The sequence below is a fragment of the Halomonas sp. DP5N14-9 genome, assembly GCF_019802175.1.
Lineage (GTDB): Bacteria > Pseudomonadota > Gammaproteobacteria > Pseudomonadales > Halomonadaceae > Halomonas > Halomonas litopenaei.
Genome location: NZ_JAHVHR010000035.1, coordinates 336,171 through 355,906, shown reverse-complemented (window position 1 = coordinate 355,906; position 19,736 = coordinate 336,171). Strand labels below are relative to the sequence as shown.

General features: G+C 64.1%; 17 protein-coding genes. 7 read left to right on the top strand and 10 right to left on the bottom strand.

Translation table 11 applies throughout. The features are described from left to right. Positions 1-76 precede the first annotated feature (76 nt). Together glaH and KUW00_RS21240 are read right to left on the bottom strand one after the other, a co-directional pair. Positions 77-1,072, bottom strand: coding sequence for a glutarate dioxygenase GlaH (gene glaH / locus KUW00_RS21245; protein WP_083970404.1), 996 nt, complete (start codon positions 1,070-1,072; stop codon positions 77-79). A gap of 165 nt (positions 1,073-1,237) precedes the next feature. Then, on the bottom strand, positions 1,238-2,659 hold the full coding sequence (locus KUW00_RS21240) for an APC family permease (RefSeq protein ID WP_222570075.1): 1,422 nt from the start codon (positions 2,657-2,659) through the stop codon (positions 1,238-1,240). A 323-nt stretch (positions 2,660-2,982) separates the two neighbouring features. On the opposite strand from KUW00_RS21240, the gene KUW00_RS21235 reads away from it, so the two are divergent. The 4 genes from KUW00_RS21235 (at position 2,983) to KUW00_RS21220 (ending at position 6,290) form a co-directional block, all read left to right on the top strand. Continuing rightward, entirely contained in the window at positions 2,983-3,267 is a 285-nt protein-coding gene (locus KUW00_RS21235) for an XRE family transcriptional regulator (RefSeq protein WP_071211119.1), read from the top strand. 114 nt (positions 3,268-3,381) lie between these two features. Next, positions 3,382-4,047, top strand: coding sequence for a hypothetical protein (locus KUW00_RS21230; RefSeq protein WP_045992818.1), 666 nt, complete (start codon positions 3,382-3,384; stop codon positions 4,045-4,047). Between the two features lie 240 nt (positions 4,048-4,287). Then, positions 4,288-5,439, top strand: coding sequence for a diguanylate cyclase (locus tag KUW00_RS21225; RefSeq protein WP_181248598.1), 1,152 nt, complete (start codon positions 4,288-4,290; stop codon positions 5,437-5,439). A gap of 179 nt (positions 5,440-5,618) precedes the next feature. Next, positions 5,619-6,290, top strand: a complete 672-nt coding sequence (locus KUW00_RS21220) for a hypothetical protein (protein WP_222570074.1) — start codon at positions 5,619-5,621, stop codon at positions 6,288-6,290. Between the two features lie 2 nt (positions 6,291-6,292). On the opposite strand, the gene KUW00_RS21215 is transcribed toward KUW00_RS21220, so the two are convergent. Then, entirely contained in the window at positions 6,293-6,904 is a 612-nt protein-coding gene (locus KUW00_RS21215) for a peroxidase-related enzyme (protein WP_261392296.1), read from the bottom strand. Between the two features lie 227 nt (positions 6,905-7,131). After that, positions 7,132-8,631 (bottom strand): CoA-acylating methylmalonate-semialdehyde dehydrogenase, encoded by a 1,500-nt coding sequence (locus tag KUW00_RS21210; RefSeq protein ID WP_045992821.1) that lies wholly within the window; start codon positions 8,629-8,631, stop codon positions 7,132-7,134. Between the two features lie 247 nt (positions 8,632-8,878). Between KUW00_RS21210 and KUW00_RS21205 the strand changes: the two genes are divergently transcribed. Next, the gene (locus KUW00_RS21205; protein WP_222570073.1) at positions 8,879-9,826 is read left to right on the top strand and encodes a LysR family transcriptional regulator; all 948 of its coding nucleotides are present in this window, start codon (positions 8,879-8,881) and stop codon (positions 9,824-9,826) included. 129 nt (positions 9,827-9,955) lie between these two features. Here the strand turns inward: KUW00_RS21205 and KUW00_RS21200 are convergent, their stop codons facing one another. From KUW00_RS21200 to KUW00_RS21190, 3 genes are all read right to left on the bottom strand, one after another. Further along, the gene (locus tag KUW00_RS21200; protein ID WP_045992823.1) at positions 9,956-10,618 is read right to left on the bottom strand and encodes a LuxR C-terminal-related transcriptional regulator; all 663 of its coding nucleotides are present in this window, start codon (positions 10,616-10,618) and stop codon (positions 9,956-9,958) included. Between the two features lie 234 nt (positions 10,619-10,852). After that, the gene (gene acs, locus KUW00_RS21195) at positions 10,853-12,802 is read right to left on the bottom strand and encodes an acetate--CoA ligase (RefSeq protein ID WP_222570072.1); all 1,950 of its coding nucleotides are present in this window, start codon (positions 12,800-12,802) and stop codon (positions 10,853-10,855) included. Positions 12,803-12,972: 170 nt separating this feature from the next. Continuing rightward, positions 12,973-13,563: a SprT-like domain-containing protein gene (locus KUW00_RS21190; RefSeq protein WP_222570071.1), complete on the bottom strand. Its 591-nt coding sequence runs from the start codon at positions 13,561-13,563 to the stop codon at positions 12,973-12,975. 97 nt (positions 13,564-13,660) lie between these two features. On the opposite strand from KUW00_RS21190, the gene KUW00_RS21185 reads away from it, so the two are divergent. Continuing rightward, on the top strand, positions 13,661-14,413 hold the full coding sequence (locus tag KUW00_RS21185) for a YecA family protein (protein ID WP_222570070.1): 753 nt from the start codon (positions 13,661-13,663) through the stop codon (positions 14,411-14,413). Between the two features lie 96 nt (positions 14,414-14,509). On the opposite strand, the gene KUW00_RS21180 is transcribed toward KUW00_RS21185, so the two are convergent. Then, complete coding sequence (locus KUW00_RS21180) at positions 14,510-15,622, bottom strand: phospholipase D-like domain-containing protein (RefSeq protein ID WP_222570069.1); 1,113 nt, start codon at positions 15,620-15,622, stop codon at positions 14,510-14,512. A gap of 141 nt (positions 15,623-15,763) precedes the next feature. On the opposite strand from KUW00_RS21180, the gene plsB reads away from it, so the two are divergent. After that, the gene (gene plsB, locus KUW00_RS21175) at positions 15,764-18,208 is read left to right on the top strand and encodes a glycerol-3-phosphate 1-O-acyltransferase PlsB (protein WP_222570068.1); all 2,445 of its coding nucleotides are present in this window, start codon (positions 15,764-15,766) and stop codon (positions 18,206-18,208) included. Here the strand turns inward: plsB and KUW00_RS21170 are convergent. Both KUW00_RS21170 and tsaB read right to left on the bottom strand, forming a co-directional pair. Next, positions 18,192-18,896, bottom strand: a complete 705-nt coding sequence (locus KUW00_RS21170) for a class I SAM-dependent methyltransferase (RefSeq protein ID WP_213229948.1) — start codon at positions 18,894-18,896, stop codon at positions 18,192-18,194. The genes plsB and KUW00_RS21170 overlap by 17 nt on opposite strands. A gap of 38 nt (positions 18,897-18,934) precedes the next feature. After that, positions 18,935-19,654, bottom strand: coding sequence for a tRNA (adenosine(37)-N6)-threonylcarbamoyltransferase complex dimerization subunit type 1 TsaB (gene tsaB / locus KUW00_RS21165; RefSeq protein ID WP_213229915.1), 720 nt, complete (start codon positions 19,652-19,654; stop codon positions 18,935-18,937). Between the last annotated feature and the right edge of the window lie 82 nt (positions 19,655-19,736).

The window sequence follows — 19,736 nt, the reverse complement described above, 5'->3', positions numbered from 1 at the left end:
GGTATCGCGGGGCCCATCACCCTAGAGTACCGCGTCGGGCCGTGCCCCGCTGCACCCCTCTTCCCCGGAGGACACCTCAACCCTGGCGCGCTCGCAGGGTGCTGCCACAGGTGAAGACACCGCGCTGGCGCATCAGCTCGCGCCTGAGCTGCGGGTGAGCCTCGAACTTGTCGCGACCGTGCAGCCAGAAGTGGTTGTTGATCAGCAGGAAGCTGCCGACCGGGTTGGGCAGGGAAATGACGCCGTCGCTCGACTCCAGCGAGTCGGACAGCTCGCAAAGCCAGTTGCCCTCCTCCAGATCACGTGGCTGGACGAACTGATCGATGTAGGCCATCACCGGGCGGCCATCACGGTCGACGTCGAATACCGGGTGAAAGACGTCGCGCACCACCTTCTTGCTGGGCGGAGCCGACCAGCGCATCTCACTGAACGCCAGCGGGTGACGGCAGAACCGCTCCAGCTCGTGCCAGTCGTCCAGATGGAGCAGCCGCGAGTTGCCGCCTTCCATGTGCTGCTCGTCGATCTTCATCATCAGCACGTAGTCGGTGACCTGTTCGACGAAGGTGCCGTCGTTGTGAAGCTCCATCACCCGATGCGGCGCCCGCAGATAGCTGTCGGAGGAGTCGACATTCTCGACCACGAAGCGGGCATAGTACTGACCACTCATGGCATCGAAGTTGGATCGTCCGATCAGGTGGGCAACGGCGGTGGCAAACTTGACCATGTCCTCGGCCTGCTCGACCCGGTCCAGCCCTTCCGGCACGACCTGCAGTGCTCCCTGGCGACGGTCCAGCAGGATATTCGCCAGCCGCGGCCTGAGCGTCCCCTCGCACAGCTCATCGAGTATTCCCGCGACACGAAAACGCAGCATCGACTTGTACTCCAGCGCCTGAATCGGCCATTCGGCACAGGCGTCGAGGAAGGCAGCGACGACCGACCGCTCGACACGCAGCTCCTGCAGACGCTCGGAAGAGGTCGACGGGACCAGGGTGAACCCGCGTGGATCGCGTGCGCCAGGGGCGGTGGTCTGATCATCACGATCCTGAAGCTGGGCAGAGGCAAGGATGGACATGGCAGGGCTCCGTATTGTTTTGACGTTTTGTAAAAATATCTACATTTTCATTTTTGGTCAACAAAAAACCGGCTGCCGCCGGGTGCTGATTTTCGGAACAAGGTCCAGAGTTCTTGAAGCGTCCGCCGGCCGGCAAAGCCGCCGACCGGCGTTGCGGTCAAGGCGTCAGGTGCCTTCCAGCTCACGACGCATCTGTCGCTGGCTGTAGGCCGTGCCATAGCGGCGGCGGGACCACAGGTACAGGCAAAGCCCGGCGCCCATCCAGCCGGCGAACAGTCCCCACTCGATGGGTGACAGCGCCGAGGGGCTGCCGGGCAGGTAGAGCCCGATCAGTCCCAGCGACAGCACCACCGCCAGCCAACCGACCAGGCGAGGATGGCTGACCTTGAACGGCCTTTCGAGTTCCGGCTCCTTGCGCCGAAGCACCAGAAACGAAATGGATACGAACAGGTAGGCGATGACGATGCCGAGACCACCGGCCACCACCAGCCACACCATGGCCTGGCGGCCCAGCAGAGGCGCCAGGCTCGACAAGGCTCCCATCAACAGGATGGCGTTGACCGGCGTCCTGTGACGAGGATGCAGCTTGGCCAGAAAGGCCGGCAGCATGCCGCAGTGGGCCAGTGCATAGATGGCGCGAGAGCCACCGACGTAGAAGGCGTTCCAGCTGGTCAGGATGCCGGCGATACCCGCCAGTACCATCAGGTTGGCCGCCCAGGGGGTATTGAACACCGCCCCCATGGCGTCAGGTACCGCCAGGGAGCTGTTCTCGAGCTCCGCCTTGGGCAGCATCAATGCCGTTCCCAGCACGATGAAGGCGTACCAGAACACCGCCAGGACCACCGACAGCATCAAAACCCGACCGATCTCGCGAAACGGCAGGTCGATCTCTTCCGCCGCCTGCGGGATGACGTCGAAGCCGACAAACAGGAAGGGAACCATGATCAGCACCATGGTGATCCCGCCCAGCACACCCTCTTCGGTGTTGAACAACGGTGTCAACGAAGCACTGGTACCCTCGAACAGTGCGCCGGTGATGAACATCACACCGACGGCCAGAATCAGCAGCGTCACCACCTTCTGCACCAGCGCCGCGGTGCGCACGCCAACATAGTTGATGGCCATCATGACCACCGAGCCGGCCACACCGACGGCAACCCAGGTGGCCTTGACGTCCCAGCCCGCCGGGGTCCACAGGTGACCGACGGCGTAGCCGGGGAACAGATGCTCGACCACGGTGGGCAGCGCTACCGCCTCGAAGGCCACCACGCTGAGATAACCCAGCACGATCGCCCAGGTACACAGGAAGGAGGCAAAATGGCCCAGGGCACGGTAGCTGTAGACGTGCTCACCACCGACCTGGGGCATCGCCGAAGCGAGCTCAGAGTAGGTCAGCCCCACCAGCACGATCACCATGCCGCCCAGCACGAATGCCAGTATGGCGCCAAGGCTTCCTGCCGAGGTGATGAAGCCCCCCGTCAATACGATCCAGCCCCAGCCGACCATGGCACCGAAGGCCAGCGCCAGGACGTCCTTGCGGGCCAGCACTCGGCTCAGCTGGGCTCCGCCATTGCTGTTATTGTCCATGAGATAAACCTCTCGCCGCAGTGGTGCGTTCCCGCAGAACAGTGATTGTTGACCGGGGACAGGACGCACCGTTGAATTTATCAATCGCGCGTGCAACTTATCATGAGGATGTTTGCCGTCCGCAGCCTTCGTTTATACCTCTTTGGTCTAAGTTTGTAGGGCCTGCAGATGGCGCCATCGCCGTTAGCCGCAGTCTCCCGCGGCGTCTGCGGAATGAGGAGTTTTCGTCGCTGCGCCACGCCCAGAACGGACACCAAATTGGACTGGCAAGAGGGCAAAAAAGGTTGCATGCTGTAGGGGTCGAAAACGCCCATTGGAGTACCATGAGCACCGCAGATTCCTTGTCTCGAGCAGACGCTTCCGAACCGCCTCCTCGACGATGCCCTGACCTCGATGTCAGGGACCTGGAACAGCGCACACGACTGATGCGCATTGTTACGCGGCTTATCGCCGTATCTGATCTCGGAAGCCGCGAGATCGCACGCCGCGCGGGTCTCCCCATGCAGAAGATCAGTGATCTGCTGTCGGGACGACTGGAACACTTCACCTGCGACGAGCTGCAGGCCATTCGCCGCATCATCGACGATGGCCATCTGTCACTCTCCTGATTGGCCCGTGCTGGACGGCGCCCCGGAAGGCAATGCTGCCAGGGCGCCGCGTCTTGTTGGCGCGAGCCATTGCCCCACCCTTCCCCTTTATCTTCATGCCATGAGGAATCATCGATGCGCCGTCTGCTAGCGGCTTGTCTGCTATGTGTGTCTGCAAGCGCCCTGGCCGATGGCCAGGCCACCCTGGTCGATGGCAGTGGCGACCCCGAGAGCGCCGTCACCGCACGCTGGATCGGTGATCAACTGCGCCTGGACTTTCCCCGCCACGCGGCCAAGGGCTATCTGCTGTTGAGAGACGGCAAGGGCCACGTTGTCACCAACTTCGGTGGTCAGACGGTGGTGCTGGGCATCCGCGATGTTCAATCCATCGCCGGGCAACTCGGTGGCCAGGACCTGTCCGACCTCGGCAGTTACCAGGCCCAGCAGGTGCTGTCGCTGGAGCCTGTCGGCACGCGGGAAAGCGTCGCCGGCATCGAGGGCGAGGTCTATCGTCTTGACTGGATTACCCAGGAGGGCGATCGCCGAGAGGATGAACTGGTACTCAGCCAGCGACCGGAGGTCATCGAACTTTTACGGGTCGTCGACCGCTATCAGAGCATTCTGTCGGGGCAACCGGACCCGGTGGCGGCAAGGCTCGAGCAACAGGGGCTCGGACTTCTGCGTTTTGGCGACAAGTTTCAGGTGGCCAGCCTGACGGCGACGTCGCCCGATCCTGCCCTGCTGGCATTGCCGTCCCAGAGTGGCAACGTTGGTGAGCTGTTGCGTTCGGTCATTCAATAGACTTAGGGCCAGGCGCCAACTTTCCCCCTCTCCAGCACTAGATCCACAGCATACCTAGGATGGTGTACTTGATCGCGCACCGCGTGGAATAGGTGTGTGTCAATTGCGTGTAAAACCGCGAAAATGCGATGCAGGAGTCTCCAATCCACGATATATCTTGAAGGTAGCCTTCAAGACATGGTGCGGCCGCACGGCTCGATGTCGTTCCGCAGTGGTCGCACCCATCCAGTGAGAGTTGCCATGAGGCCAATCGACAAGTCCCTGCTGGAACAGATGCACATCAGCGAGGTCGAGATCCAGCGTCGCAAGGAATTCCTGAGCCTCGACGAAGCCGACCTGGCCGATCTGGCAGCGCTCAAACCCCTCATCAACGAGCATATCGAGATCATCGTCGAAGAGTTCTACGAGCGGCAGACCGAGATCGACGAGATCAGCCTGCTGATCGGCGACTCCGAGACCCTGCAGCGACTGCGCTCGGCCCAGCGCCAGTACGTCCTCGACATCTTCACCGGCTACTACGACGCGGAATACGTCAACAGTCGGCTGCGCATCGGTCTGGTGCACAAGCGTATCGGCGTCGAACCCAAGCTGTTTCTGGCCGCCATGCGCACGCTCAAGGAAATCCTGTTTCGCGTCATCGACGAGAACCTCGAGGACGTGCAGGCGACCAAGTCGGCGAAGAACAACCTCGACAAATTGATGTACTTCGATATCACCCTGGTCTTCGATACCTATATCGATACCCTGCTCAACGAGGTCCACAGCGCCAAGCGCCGGATGGAGCTCTACGCTCGCAACCTGGAAGAGAAGACCAAGGAGCTGGCCGCCTACGCAGAAAAGGACGCCCTCACCGGGCTGTTCAACAAGCGAGGCATGAGCGAGGCCCTGAACAGGGAGATCCGCATGGCCGAGCGACGTCACTCGCTGGTCAGCCTGATCTACTGCGATATCGATGACTTCAAGCAGATCAACGATACCCACGGCCACCACAAGGGTGATGAAATCCTCGTCACCTTCGGCCAGATCATGCGTGAAACGGTCCGCAGCAGCGACATCTGCTGCCGCCTCGGGGGGGATGAATTCTGCTGTATCCTGCCAGACTGTGACGCCAAGAGCGCCAAGACCATCGGCAGCAAGATTGAACTGGCCTTCCAGAGCAAGTACCCGAACTTCTCGATCAGCCTGGGCGTCGCCGAGACCGGGGATCGAGACTACCTGCGCGAGGAAGAACTGCTGCGCGCCGCCGACGCCATGATGTATCGCAACAAGGAAGCCAGAAAGCGCAGTGCCGCAGAGGCCGCCTCGAAGACCTCAGCCAGGACGTTGCCAGCCCCCGCCCAGGCAGCAGAGAAGACAACCAGCTCAACGGCCGCCCAGAGTGACGATCACTGACTTCCACTCGCCTGGCTCGGCATTGTCTCGATAAAAATTTAAATTTCTGCTAATAAAGTTGGATCTAAAATAAAAAGCCTCGATCAGGGCATGCGGGAAGCTCGGCAGACGCTCCTGCTTCGACCAGGTCCTGATGGTGGCATGTGCTGGTTGTCGTACGGTCTCGAGGAAAATGCCCCATGTCCTACCATGAAGCCAAGGAACACGCGCCCGGTCGCCTGCATCGGCTATTCAGTTCGCCCTATACCGCCTTCGACAACCAGACCAGCGAGCGACGCCTGCATCTACTGCTGGCCCTCAATCTGCTGGTCTTCGCGCCGATGCGCCAGGGCCGACTGACGTTACGACTGCTCGATGGCTGGGAAAACGGCGACTGCGAACAGCACACCCTGAACTTCCGGGACGCCGACATCCACCGCCCCCATGACCTCATCAACGCCGCACCACACACCCAGTCACGCCCACTGCTCGCCCCGGCCCTGGAAGAGGCGTTGTCCAGCGCCGAGGCCAATGCCATGGCGCTGGATAGCGATATTCGCCTTCACCCGGCGAAGTGGCCGGCCTTCCCCGGCGGACTCTCGCTCTACACACGCTACAAGGTCTGCCATCGCCTCATCTATGGCGAAGACGACAGCTACCGCTCGATTCGCTGCGAGACCCCGGTAGGCCTGCGCGAGATTCACGAGTTCCACCTGGAAGAAGGCGACTTCGCCGTCAGCCTGCCCCACGATGACTCCCCCGCCGACAGCGATGACACCGTGGGCCTGGTCCTTCATGCGGCCCAGCGCTCCGCCCTCACTCACTGGCTTGCCGATCTGGCAGAGCAACCACTGTCGAAGCTGATGGGCTGAGATCAGGCGTCCCTGGGCACCCTGCCCATCAAATAGAATTCCGGGTTGGGAGGCGTCCCGGTCAAGGTCACCAGGCGGTTGGACAGCCCAAAGAAGGCGCAGATCGCACCGATATCCCAGATATCGTCACGGCTGAACCCCACCGCCTGCAGACGTTGCTCCCACTCATCGGTCAGCTCGCCCAGATCGATTGCGCAGTGCAGCGCGAAGTCCAGCATGACGCGATGTCGCTCGCTCAAGCCTGCACTGCGATGGTTGACCGCCACCTGGTCGGCGAGCAGAGGATCCTTGCTGTAGATCCTGACCAGCGCACCATGGGCCACCACGCAGTAGAGGCAGTGGTTGCGGGCGCTGGTGGCGACCACGATCATCTCCTTCTCGGCCTTGGTCAGGCTATCGGACTCACGCTCCATCAGCGCATCATGATAGGCGAAGAAGGCGCGAAACTCCGCCGGTCGGTGGGCCAGCATCAAGAAGACATTTGGCACGAAGCCCGCCTTCTCCTGAACCGCCAGGATGCTGTCTCGGATATCGTCGGGCAGATCGTCGAGAGATTCAGGGACGGGAAAGCGGCTGAGAGATGGGCTGATCGAGGGGCTGATCGAGGGGCTCATGGGGGCTCCGGGCTGACGTGGGCATGGAAGAAGGGCCAGGCAATACATTGACGTTAACGTAAAGGTCAATCTGGCGCTCTGGTACTTTGATCGAATGCCGAGTCGCCGCTGCCGAAAACGACGATGCCCCCTTGACGGGGGCATCGCAGCCTGCAGCAGGGCCAGGCCGGAGAGCTCGAGTCAGGCAGGACCTGGCCGCTGCGCCAGCATGCCTGCTCGGCCCAGGATCAGCCGAGCGAGATGGTGCTGTTGATGCCGCTCGAGACGTTCTCCGGTTCGAACCAACGCGCGGTCACCGTCTTGGTCTGGGTCCAGAAGCTGATGGCCTGCTTGCCATTGGGGCCAAGGTCACCCAACTTGGAGGCGCGCGAGCCGGTAAAGCTGAAGTAGGCCACCGGCACCGGGATCGGCACATTGATGCCCACCTGACCGACATCGATATCGCTCTCGAAGCGACGCGCCACCCAGCCGGAATTGGTGAAGATGGAAGTACCATTGCCGTTGGGGTTGGCGTTGACGAAGGCGATGGCCTCGTCCAGCGTGTCCACCTCGACCACGCACAGCACCGGACCGAACACCTCTTCACGATAGATGCTCATGTCCGCCGTCACGCCGGCGAACAGGGTTGGGCCGACGAAGTTGCCGTCGGGGTAGCCCTCGACCTGGCAGCCACGTCCGTCGACCAGCAGCCGAGCGCCTTCCTGTTCGCCCTTGGCGATCAAGCCTTCGACACGATCCTTGGCCGCCGGTGACACCAGAGGCCCGAGATCCGCCTCGCGGTCGGTGCCCGGCCCCACCTTCATGTTGCGAGCCCCCTCGACGATATCCTCGAGCCACTCCCGGGCCTGGCCGACCAGCACCACCACCGAGTTGGCCATGCAGCGCTGGCCGGCGGCGCCGAAGGCCGACCCCAGCAGGTTGTTGATGGCCTGAGAGCGGTTGGCATCCGGCATCACGACACAGTGGTTCTTGGCGCCCATCATGGCTTGAGCGCGCTTGCCGGACTCGCTGGCACGGCGATAAAGCTGGGTGCCGACATGGGTGGACCCGATAAACGACATGGCCTTGATATCCGGGTGCTCGCACAGGTGATTGGCGACATCAGGCCCGCCATGCACCACGTTGAGCACACCGGCGGGGACACCGGCCTCGAGCGCCAGCTCGACCAGGCGCAGGGTGGAGCTCGGGTCCTGTTCGGAGGGCTTCAGCACGAAGGTGTTGCCGGTGGCGATGGCCAACGGGAACATGAAACAGGGCAACATGATGGGGAAGTTGAAGGCGGTGATGCCGGCACCTACCCCCAGCGGCTGGTTGAGGGTGTAGACGTCCACCTCGTTGGCGGCGTTCTCGGCAAGCTCCCCCAGTTGCAGCGAGGTGATCGAGCAGGCGTGTTCGACCACCTCGAGACCACGACCGACTTCACCTTCGGCGTCGGGCAGGGTCTTGCCGTGCTCCTCGGTGATCAGGGCGGCAAGCTCCGGGGTATGCTCGCGAATCAGCGCCTGCAGCTTGAGCATGATGCGCATGCGCTTGGCCAGCGGCACCTTGCGCCAGGTGGCAAAGGCCTGATGGGCGCTGGCAACGGCCCGGTCGACCTCCTCCAGGGTACAGAACGGCACCCGCGCGACCACTTGCTGGGTCGCCGGATTGATCACATCGCGCCATTCGCTGGACTGCGAGGGGACGGCCTGGCCATCGATGATCATGGGAATTTCGCGGACTGACATGGGCGTGCTCCGGCTGTTGTCGTTGTGCATGAGCGTGGCGTCGTAAGAGATGGACTGGGCGTACTGCCATGCCAGCAGCCGCCTTGATCGCTGTGGCGGTGTGCACCACGGCACGGCTATCCATGCTGACCAGTCTAGACACAGGTAGGATGGCCAAACAACGGCCAGCCAGGCACATTGCTTGTGCACTGATGCACAACCACAAACACATCGAAGTCCACGACGTCGTCGCTCAGCGGAGGTGATTTTGCTCGATTGGCAGGACCTTCAGGTCTTTCTCGAGGTGGCCAGGCATGCCCGCCTGTCCGACGCCGCCCGACGGCTGGGCGTTGACCACTCGACCCTGTCGCGGCGAACCCGCCGCTTCGAACAGCGACTCAACACCCAGTTGTTCGAACGCAGCACCCACGGCTACCGCCTGACTCCCGCCGGCGAACGTCTGAAGAGCCACGCGGAACAGATGGCTCGACACGCCGACGAGGCCGCCGACAGCCTGACCGATCAGAACCTGCGCCTGGAGGGCCAGATCCGACTTGGCGTGACCGAAGGCTTCGGGACCTGGGTGGTGGCCCCGCTGCTCAGCGCCTTCTGCCGGCGTCATCCCGGCCTCACCCTGGACCTGCTGGCGCTGCCTCGCGTAGTCAATCTCAGCCGCCATGAAGCAGACCTGGCGATCACCATCGAACGACCGGGCAACCCCGGTCTGGTCACCTCGCGACTGTGCGACTACCGGCTCAAGCTCTACGCGGCCAGGCACTACGTCGAGCGCCACGGGGCACCGCCGCAGCTTGCCCAGCTGGGCACACATCCGCTGATCGGCTACGTGGACGACCTGTTGTTCAGCGAGCAGCTCAGCTACCTGGATCCGCTACTGTCGCCGCAGGTGCAACAGGCGCAGCAGACCCACTTTGCGCTTCGCAGCACCAGCGTGACGACCCAGATGATGGCCACCGAGAGCGGCGCAGGCCTGGGCATTCTGCCGTGCTTCATGACGGCGGGAAGAGACGGGCTGATGCCGCTGCTGGAGGACGAAGTATCGGTGGTGCGTCAGTTCTGGATCACCGCCCGGCAGGAGCAGCGCCAGCTTGCCCGGGTGCGTCTGCTGTGGGACTTCCTGCGCGAGGCGCTGGCAATGAATCAGGATTTTCTGATGGGCCGCCATGACCGGCTGGTGCTGCCGGACGACGTCGAATGAACACCGGCTGGCTGCCACCAGGGCCGGCGCCAGCTTAGGACTGGGCCCCCGCTGGCGCGGCGGTGTCGCAAGCCCCAGAACCACGACACCCCGCCTGGGCGGGGTGTCGTCGATGCGCAAGCAACCGCGTCAGGATTCGACCTTGGGTGGCTCGACCTCGAGCTTCTGGGCGGCGATCACCGCCTGGGTGCGCGAGTGCACGCCCAGCTTTCTGAGGATGGCGGTCACGTGGGCCTTGATGGTGGCCTCGGAGACGTTCAGCTCGTAGGCGATCTGCTTGTTGAGCAGGCCTTCGGTCAACATGTTGAGTACGCGGAACTGCTGAGGCGTCAGCGAGGCGATGGCCTCGGCAAAGCGCGCCTCTTCCTCGTTGGCCTCACCCAGGGCGTCGGCCATCTCTTCCGGCAGCCACACTTCGCCGTCGAGGATCTCGCCCACCGCCTCGGCGATCAACGCCAGCGACGAGGACTTGGGAATGAACCCCGAGGCACCGTAGTCGATGGCGCGGCGCACGACGTGCACTTCATCGCTGCCGGATACCACCGCCACCGGCACATCCGGGGTCTGACCACGCAGCTGGATCAGCCCGGAGAAGCCGTGGGCTCCAGGCATGTGCAGATCGAGCAGGATCAGGTCCGCGTCGGGGTGGCGAATGACCACGTCCGAGGTGGCCTCCATGGTGTCGGCCTCGATGATTTCGGCCTGGGGCGCGAGCTGGCGAAGCGCCTGCGTCAGGGCGGCACGGAACAGCGGATGATCATCGGCTACGATGAATTTCTGGGCAAAGGCCATGGACTCTCCTCCGGATTCCGATGCAGCGTGTCAGGCCTGGACGCCGCAACGCAAGACGCTTGTTTGCACAGCATGTTACCCCATGGTTGCCGGCTTTCCCAAGCGCCCTGACGCAAGCATCCTCAACGGCTACCCGTGGTGCCGACTCTGCGGCCTCCGTCACTATGCAAAAACGGGCCGGCGCCGGAAGTTTCCGGCAGCCGGCCCGCGGGACCTGCTGTTACGCCATGAGCCTTACTTGGCGGCGCGGTGCTCGATCAGATCCTCGACCACCGAAGGATCGGCCAGGGTACTGGTGTCGCCGAGGCCATCACACTCATTGGCGGCAATCTTGCGCAGAATCCGGCGCATGATCTTGCCCGAGCGGGTCTTGGGCAGTCCCGGTGCCCACTGGATATGATCCGGCGAGGCGATCGGGCCGATGTCCTTGCGCACCCACTGGGTCAGTTCCTTCTTGAGCTCGTCGGTGGGTTCGGCCTCGTCGTTGAGGGTCACGTAGATATAGATACCCTGACCCTTGATGTCATGGGGGAAGCCCACCACGGCGGCCTCGGCCACCGCTGAGTGTGCCACCAGCGAGGACTCGATCTCGGCGGTGCCCATGCGGTGACCGGACACGTTGAGGACGTCGTCCACCCGGCCGGTGATCCAGTAGTAGCCGTCCTCGTCACGGCGACAGCCGTCACCGGTGAAGTAAGTCCCCTCGTAGGTGGAGAAGTAGGTCTGGATAAAGCGCTCGTGATTGTTCCAGATGGAGCGCGCCTGTCCCGGCCAGGAATCGAGGATGACCAGATTGCCGTCGGTGGCGCCCTCGAGGCGTTTGCCTTCGTTGTCCACCAGCGCCGGCTGCACACCGAAGAACGGCAAGGTCGCGGAGCCCGGCTTCTGGTCGATGGCACCGGGCAACGGGGTGATCATGATGCCGCCGGTCTCGGTCTGCCACCAGGTATCGACGATCGGGCATTTGCTGTTGCCGATCACCCGGTAGAACCACTCCCAGGCCTCGGGGTTGATCGGCTCGCCCACCGAGCCAAGCAGGCGCAGGCTATCCCGAGAGCTGGAGTCCATCACCTTGTCGCCGTGGGCCATCAGGGCGCGCACCGCGGTGGGGGCGGTGTAGAGAATATTGACCTTGTGCTTGTCGACGATCTCGCCCATCCGCCCGTGGGTCGGATAGCTCGGCACCCCCTCGAACATCAGGGTCACCGCACCGTTGGCCAGGGGCCCATAGACGATGTAGCTGTGGCCGGTGACCCAGCCCACGTCCGCGGTGCACCAGTAGACCTCGTCCTCGTGATAGTCGAACACGTACTGGTGGGTGAGGCTGGCGTAGGTCAGGTAGCCGCCGGTGGTGTGCTTGAGCCCCTTGGGGGTACCGGTGGAGCCGGAGGTATACAGGATGAACAGCGGATCCTCGGCGCCCATCTCTTCGGCGGGGCAGTCGGTGTCCTGGTCGGCCACTGCGTCGTGGTACCAGACGTCACGTCCCTCGTGCCATTCGATGTCACCGCCGGTACGCTTGACTACCAGCACCTTCTCGGCCACATCGGTGCCATCACGGGTCAGTGCAGCGTCGACGTTGTCCTTCAGCGGTACCTGCTTGCCACCGCGTACGGACTGGTCGGCGGTGATGATGACCCGTGAGGCTGCGTCCTTGACCCGCTGTGCCAGGGCGTCGGGAGAAAAGCCGCCGAACACCACCGAGTGCACCGCACCGATACGGGCGCAGGCCAGCATGGCCATGGCGGCTTCCGGGATCATCGGCATGTACAGGGTCACGGTGTCACCCTTGCCGATCCCCATGGACTTCAGGGCGTTGGCCAGCTGGCAGGTACGCTCGTACAGCTCGCGGTAGGTGATCACCGAAGATTCGTTCGGATCGTCCCCTTCCCAGATGATCGCCGGCTTGTCGCCACGCTTGTCGAGGTGTCGATCCAGGCAGTTGGCCGCCACGTTGAGGGTGCCATCCTCGAACCAGCGGATATCGACATTGTCGCTGGCGAAGGATACCGACTTGATGGTCTGCGGCGGCTTGATCCAGTCAAGGCGTGCGGCCTGCTCCTTCCAGAAGCCCTCGGGATCTTCCACCGACTGCCGGTAGAGCTTGTCGTAGGTGGCCTTGTCGGCCCAGGCGGTCTTGGCAAACGCATCGGAAACCGGATAGACGTGCTGATGATCGCTCATGGTGCTCTGTCCTTGGATACCCATCGAAGTGAAGAGCCAGCCGCCTGAATAAGAGAGACCGACCGGCGCGAATAACCTGACAGCCAGCATAACGTCGCCAGGCCAGGGTTTCCCCTTAGACATTGGTATGACTATTTTTTTATTTTATAACAAGAGCTTAAGCTCAAATTTCAGCACTTCTTCCCAACCAGGCACAGTCGGCCACGACAGTGCCGGCAGCGATACTCCTGACCGGCCTGGGCGTTGGCATGGCGCCGTGCCGAGAATCCGTGCTCGCGACAGGCGCAGCGATAGCGATACGGGACAGGGCTCGAGCGGGCGGTATCGAAGCGATGGGTGACCCGGGGGGCCAGGCCGAACAGCCTGAGCATGACGGTCTGCCACTCCCTGCCATGGGGGCGAAAGGTAGGCCCATCTTCCAGGTGCCAGACCAGCCAGTGGGCCACCTCGTGGGGCACCACCTCGGTGAAGAAGGCGTGGCGGTTCTCTTCCAGCAGCTGGCCATTGAAGCGCAGTCCGCCGCGACCGAAGTGGGCCTGCCCTGCGCCCTTGCCGCGCAGATCGCACCACACCTTCGGCTCCGGCAGCCCAGGATGATAGTCACGACACAGCGCCACCGCCTCCGCGACTCTTGCCATCAGCGCCTGGCGCAGGGCGGCGACGTCGAGTGACTGAAGCCAGGCGTCGTCGACGTCGGGCAACACCGGGGCGGGAGAGTCACCGCGAGCGCGCGGGCGAATTGATGGCCGGGTCGAGGTCATGACGCAGTCAGAGTAGGTAAAGGAGTGCTAGAATGCCGCCTCGAACGGGGACGGTAAAGACCACCGTCCAGTCATCCCCTCGCCAAGTGAGCGCCCCATGTCCGACGCCGAAACGCCGCTCCCCCTCCCCTTGCTCGAAGACGACGCTCTGGACCTGCTCGATGACTTTCTCGAGGAGCGCGCCGGTCCCGATGCGCTGGACCTGATCGGCGCCCACGGCTTCCTGGTCGCGCTGGCGGTGGCGCCGCGGGATGTCGAGGCTGCCGCCTGGGTCGCGGAGCTGTTTCACGGCACCCCCGAGTTCGAAAGCGACCAGGAACGGGACATCATCCTGGGCCTGCTCGAGCAGCTCAGGACCAACGCCATCGGCGTGCTGGAAGGCGGCGGTCTTCCCGAACTGCCCTTCGAGCTGACGCTGGACGGCATGGCGGCGGAAGAGACGCCCATCGGCGACTGGTGTGCCGGCTTCATGGAAGGCGTCTTCCTCGACGAGGGCGCCTGGTTCGAGGGCGATGAAGAAACCGTGGCCACACTGCTGTTGCCCTTCATGGCGCTGTCGGGACTGTTCGCTGACGAGCCCGACATGGCCGATCTGGCCGGGGAAGGCGAGCGACTCGAGCGCCTGGTCGGTCAGTTGCCGGAACTGGTGCTGGATCTGTACCTGCACTTCCGGGTACCGCCGGACACCCCCAAGCCCAAGCCCCGTGGCAAGGCGCCAGCCGGCGGCAGGGGTGGCAAGGCAGGCCACAAGGGTCATGGCAACAAGGGGCAAGGCAACAAGGGGCAAGGCAACAAGAGCAAGAGCGGCCAGGGCAGACCCCAGGCCAAAGGCCCCAAAGGCAAGCGATAGCGAATAACAGGCCAAGCGCTAGCGAATAACAGGCCAAGCGATAGCGCGTCACAGGCCAGGCGCTGGTCAGCACCGGAGCAAGCGATAGCCGGCGCCTCAGCGCAAGCGGGTCAGCCAGCCATCAAGGGTGCCGTACAGCCAGGTCCTGATCCTGGCCCACCAGGAGCGGCGCGCCCAGCTTTCCCGGGTGATCTCCCGACTCGCCGCGAAATTGCGCTCGAACAGCGCCGCGACCTCGTCGGCCAGGACGGCGTCCTCGACCTCCTGATTGGCCTCGAGGTTCCACTGCAAGCTCCAGTGGTCGAAGTTGCAGGAACCCAGGCTGACCCAGTCATCGGCGACCACAAACTTGGCGTGGATGAAGCTTGGCTGGAACTCGTAGATGCGCACCCCTGCCCGCAGCAACCGAGAGTAGAAGCGCTGCCCGGCGTAGCGGATACCGGGATGGTCGTGGTCCCGTCCTGGCAGCAGCAGGCGCACGTCACGGCCCTTGCGCGCCGCGCGCTGCAGCCTGAGCCTCAGCCCCAGGGTGGGCACAAAGTAGGGCGTACACAGCCACAGGCGCCGTTCGGCGCGGGCGATTCGCTCCTGCAGTGAGTGGCGAATGGCCTGAAAGCGGTAACCCCGTCCCCAGATCACCCGTGCCCTGACTCCAGGGTCATGGCGCCTCTCGCCACTCGACGACGGCAGCGCCGGTGCCTGCGGGGCGCCTCTGGTCAACGGCGAGTTCCACACCTGGGCAAACAGTGCCACCCAGTCGTCCACCACCGGGCCCTCGACACGCACGGCCACCTCGAACCAGGCCGCCAGGAACTCATCGACGGCGCCAAAGCCCCCGGTAAAGGCCAGGCGCTGGTCCACCACCACCAGCTTGCGATGATCACGACTGACGTTGCGTCCCAGCGAGTGCCAGCCCAGCGGGTTGAAGTCCCGCAACCACACGCCGGATGCGACCAGGCGTTCTCTATCCTGGCCTGAAAGCCCCATGGCGCCGAAACCGTCCAACAGTAGATAGACGGCGACGCCGCGCTGCGATGCGGCCACCAGCGCCTCGATGACGCGGTCGGCCAGTTCGCCGGACTCCATCAGATAAAGTTCGATCAGCACGCTTTGACGGGCCTCGGCCACCGCCTCGAACAGCGCCGGCAGGAAGCGATCGGCCTCCGGCAATAGATCGACGCGATTATGCTGTCGCCACGCGGTGGTCATGCTGCACGTCTCCCTGGCGGTGTCATATCAACCGGATATCAAGCAGATCATGGCGCCACCCTACCCGATCGTTATACTGACGGCACGACATGGATGGCCCGCAGACGGTCCTCGCCTACTGCCCCGAACAACGGAATTGCTATGCCTGGCATGCTTCGCGCACCGCTGCGCCGACTCATCGAACTGTGGACCGAGGTTCGGCTGGCGGAACCGACGCCGGATAAACTGGCGCTGGATCCGCAGCTACCGACGCTCTATGTGCTACCGCGCCCCTCGCTGAGCGACGCCCTGCTGCTGGACAGCTACTGCCAACGTCATGGCCTGCCCCAGGCGCGTGGCCGGTTGGCGCTGCCCGACAGCAACCTGCCGCGCTGCGTGGCGCTGCCGGCACGCCGGTTCCGGCTGTGGCCGGGCCAAGCCACCGGTGTCGCGCCCTTCACCGAGCTGATCACCAGCGACACCCGGATACAGCTGGTGCCCGTCAGTGTGTTCTGGGGGCGAGCCCCGGGCAAGGACTTCGGCCTCTGGCATCTGCTGGCAGCGGACAGCTGGCGCCTGACCGGACGACTGCGGCGAGCGCTGTCGGTGCTGGTCAACGGCCGCGACGTGGAAATCCAGTTCGGCGCCCCGCTGCACCTCGAAGAACTGCATGACGGTGACGCCCCACGCACCAACCGCAAGGCGGCAAGGCTGTTGCGGGTACACTTTCGCCGGGTGCGTACGCGGGTGCTGGGGCCGGACCTGTCGCACCGCAGCACGATGATTCAGGGAGTGGTGGCAAGCGACGAGGTGCGTCGGGAGATCGACCAACTGGCAGAGAAGCCCAGCTCACGCAAACGACTCAAGCGACGCGCCAGACGCTATGGCTACGAGATCGCGGCCAACATGACCTATCCGGTGCTGCGCTTTCTGGCCGGCGCCTTGAAGCGCCTGTGGAACCGGCTCTACGACGGCGTCGACGTCAATGGTCTGGAAGAGGTCAAGGCCCTGGCCGAGGATCACACCCTGATCTACGTGCCCTGCCACCGCAGCCATATCGACTACCTGCTGCTGTCCTACGTGCTCTACCGCGAAGGCTTGATGCCGCCCCACATCGCCGCAGGACGCAACCTTGACATGCCGTTGATCGGCCCTTTGCTGAGACGTGGTGGCGCCTTCTTCCTGCGTCGCAGCTTTCGCGACAACCGCCTCTACGGCGCGGTGTTCAACGAATATCTGCACCGCCTGCTGGCCCGGGGCTATCCGATGGAGTACTTCATCGAAGGCGGTCGTTCCCGCAGCGGTCGCATGCTCACGCCTCGTCCCGGCATGCTGGCGATGACACTGCGGTCCTTCCTGCGCTGCCAGCGGGTCGACGAGCGGCCGATGGTCTTTGTTCCGGTCTATATCGGCTACGAGCGTATTCTCGAGAACTCCAGCTACCAGCGCGAACTGGGCGGTGGCAAGAAGCGCAAGGAGTCCCCGCTGGATCTGCTGCGGGTGCTCGGACGTCTGCGCGAGCCCTACGGCCGGGTATCGGTCAATATCGGCGAGCCGCTGCCCATCGGGGGCTTTCTCGATAGCCACGCCCCCGGCTGGCGAGACGACGAGTCGCCGCGACCCGACTGGCTGGCACCGACGGTCACCACGCTTGGCAGATCCCTGACCCGGCGCATCAACCGGGTGGCGGCGCTGAATGCCATCAACCTGACAGGCCTAGCGCTACTCTCGTCGCCGCACCGCGCCCTGGAGTACGCCACCCTGACCGACCAGCTCGCCCTGCTCTGTCGCCTGGCCGACAGCCCCGCCTGCGGCGAAAGACCCAGTCTGCCCGACGAGTCTCCGGAAGCCTGCATCGCCAGGGCGGTGGACCTGGACATGGTCGAGCGCCACGCCCATAGCCTTGGTGACATCGTTAGCGCCACGCCCGAGCAAGCGGCACTGCTGGCCTGGTATCGCAACAACGTGCTGCACCTGTTCGCCCTGCCGGCGCTGGTCGCCTTCGCCTTTCGCAGCCGCCACCAACGCACCCTCCACGAACTCTGCGACCTGTTGACGCCGCTTTGGCCACCGCTGGCCCGGGAGTTCTGTGTCGATGAAAGCGCGGACATGAAGGAACGCCTCGCGGCCATTCTTGCCGTCCAGGTGGACCTGGGGCTGCTGGAGCGCCATGGCGAAGGCTTTACGCCGGTGGAAAGCCTCGAAGGCCGAGAACGCCTCGAGCTGATCGGCCGCATGATCCAGCCATCGCTGGAGCGCAACGCCCTGCTGATCGAGGTGCTGCTGCGATCCGGATCGGGGGCACTGGACCGGGCCACCCTGAAGGAGCGCTCGCGTGCGCTGTCGGAACGCCTTGGACTGCTCAGCGGTCGCGAGGCACCGGAGTTCTTCGACCCCAAGCTGTTCGAGACCCTGATCGATACCCTGGAACAGGAAGGCTGGGTGTGGCTCGAGCAGGACCGGCTGCACTTCGACGAGTGCCTCAAGCGCGCGGCCCAGCGGGCCTCACGCCTGCTCGACGCCTCGCTGCGACGGCGGCTGGCGTTGATCAGCCGTCACCGCGAGGAGGCCATCGAGACTCCCTCGGAGGTCAGCGCTCAGCCTTGAGCGAGCGGTGCACGTAGATGTCGTAGCGGCTGGTCTTCTCCTCGAGTCGATGCCTCGGCTCGGGGCCTGCTATGGCAGGCGCCTTGCGCGGACGCTTGACCACCACGCGGTGGCTGGCGACGTCCAGCGCCGCTTCCAATAGCCGCGGTGCATCGTCATCGTCCCCCGCCAACTCGCGAAACAGCCGCATCTCCTTCTTGACCAGGGCCGACTTGTCGCGGTGGGGGAACATCGGGTCCAAGTGGATCACCTCCGGGGCTACCCCGGCCGCTGCCACGATGGCGCCAAGCTCACGACTGCTGTCGCCGTGGGCAAGGTGCATGTGCGCCGCCGCTTCCTGAGTGTCGCTATCCTCCCGGGCACGCCGGAGGCCGTCATCCAGCAGGGCCGCAATCGCGGCTACCCGCTCGATCAGCAGCACCTCGGCGCCCAGGCTCGCCAGCACGAAGGCGTCACGGCCTAGACCCGCGGTGGCATCGATGATGCTCGGGGTGACGCCCTTGGCCAGACCACAGGCCCGAGCCACCAGTTGACCGCGCCCGCCGCCGAAACGCCGTCGGTGGCCGGCTCGCCCACCGACGAAGTCCACCCACAGCGGCTTGCCATAACGGGCCTCGTCACCGACCAGCACCAGCCGACCCTGGTCATCCCGTTCCAGCGCCAGCGCCGCCTCGGGATCGGTGTCCATAACGAAGGGCAGCGCCAGGTCAGGGCTCAGGCGAACACTCACGAACGCGCCTTTCGCTCGGTCTTCTTCCAGGCCACCTGGTCGCGCAGATAGACGGGCTGGGCGTCATGGGGACGCTGGGCATCGCCTGCGGCAAAGATCTCGACGGCCAGGCGCACCATGTCCTCGGCGGCAGGGTCGACATCGGTCACGGTCAGATTGAGGCTGGCCTGGATCTCGGCGGGCATCTGATCCCACAGCGCCCAGCCAGACCCCAGTCCCACCCAATCATGGTCTTCATGCTCACGGGGCAACACCAGTCGTTCGGGCGGCAGCACCGCTTCGTCCATCAGTGCCAACGGCCGCCCATCCTCGACCCGCCAGGCACCGACGTAGATTTCGCCCATGCGGGCGTCCAGCGCGGTGACCATGTAGCGATAGCGATGGCGCAGGTGGCCGCCCAGCGCCAGTGCCTCCAGCGTCGATACACCGACCAGCGGCCGGTCCAGTCCGTAGGCCAGCCCCTGGGCCACACCCGCGGCAATCCGTAAGCCTGTGAAGGAGCCTGGTCCGCGCCCGTAGGCCACGGCGTCCAGTTCGCTGGCCGCCACCCCGGCCTCGGCCAGCACTTCGTCGACCATCGGCAACAGACGGCGGGTATGCTCTCGCGGGGTCTGCGCAAAACGCGCTATCACCTCGTCCGGGCTACCCTCCTGGCGACGCAGCAGGGCCGCGGAGCAGGCGCTCGAGGAGGCATCGAGGGCCACAATCAAGGTCATGTCAGGCTCATCCTGGTAGTGAATCCGGCACATTATAAACGACTCACGGCCCGCCTTGGGGCGAGCCGTGAGTCGAATGCAG

What these genes read in the sequence shown, in the direction of transcription:
- glaH (WP_083970404.1), bottom strand. Translation starts at nt 1,072, where the DNA reads ATGTCCATCCTTGCCTCTGCCCAGCTTCAGGATCGTGATGATCAGACC.
- KUW00_RS21240 (WP_222570075.1), bottom strand. Translation starts at nt 2,659, where the DNA reads ATGGACAATAACAGCAATGGCGGAGCCCAGCTGAGCCGAGTGCTGGCC.
- KUW00_RS21235 (WP_071211119.1), top strand. Translation starts at nt 2,983, where the DNA reads ATGAGCACCGCAGATTCCTTGTCTCGAGCAGACGCTTCCGAACCGCCT.
- KUW00_RS21230 (WP_045992818.1), top strand. Translation starts at nt 3,382, where the DNA reads ATGCGCCGTCTGCTAGCGGCTTGTCTGCTATGTGTGTCTGCAAGCGCC.
- KUW00_RS21225 (WP_181248598.1), top strand. Translation starts at nt 4,288, where the DNA reads ATGAGGCCAATCGACAAGTCCCTGCTGGAACAGATGCACATCAGCGAG.
- KUW00_RS21220 (WP_222570074.1), top strand. Translation starts at nt 5,619, where the DNA reads ATGTCCTACCATGAAGCCAAGGAACACGCGCCCGGTCGCCTGCATCGG.
- KUW00_RS21215 (WP_261392296.1), bottom strand. Translation starts at nt 6,904, where the DNA reads ATGAGCCCCTCGATCAGCCCCTCGATCAGCCCATCTCTCAGCCGCTTT.
- KUW00_RS21210 (WP_045992821.1), bottom strand. Translation starts at nt 8,631, where the DNA reads ATGTCAGTCCGCGAAATTCCCATGATCATCGATGGCCAGGCCGTCCCC.
- KUW00_RS21200 (WP_045992823.1), bottom strand. Translation starts at nt 10,618, where the DNA reads ATGGCCTTTGCCCAGAAATTCATCGTAGCCGATGATCATCCGCTGTTC.
- acs (WP_222570072.1), bottom strand. Translation starts at nt 12,802, where the DNA reads ATGAGCGATCATCAGCACGTCTATCCGGTTTCCGATGCGTTTGCCAAG.
- KUW00_RS21190 (WP_222570071.1), bottom strand. Translation starts at nt 13,563, where the DNA reads ATGACCTCGACCCGGCCATCAATTCGCCCGCGCGCTCGCGGTGACTCT.
- KUW00_RS21185 (WP_222570070.1), top strand. Translation starts at nt 13,661, where the DNA reads ATGTCCGACGCCGAAACGCCGCTCCCCCTCCCCTTGCTCGAAGACGAC.
- KUW00_RS21180 (WP_222570069.1), bottom strand. Translation starts at nt 15,622, where the DNA reads ATGACCACCGCGTGGCGACAGCATAATCGCGTCGATCTATTGCCGGAG.
- plsB (WP_222570068.1), top strand. Translation starts at nt 15,764, where the DNA reads ATGCCTGGCATGCTTCGCGCACCGCTGCGCCGACTCATCGAACTGTGG.
- KUW00_RS21170 (WP_213229948.1), bottom strand. Translation starts at nt 18,896, where the DNA reads ATGGACACCGATCCCGAGGCGGCGCTGGCGCTGGAACGGGATGACCAG.
- tsaB (WP_213229915.1), bottom strand. Translation starts at nt 19,654, where the DNA reads ATGACCTTGATTGTGGCCCTCGATGCCTCCTCGAGCGCCTGCTCCGCG.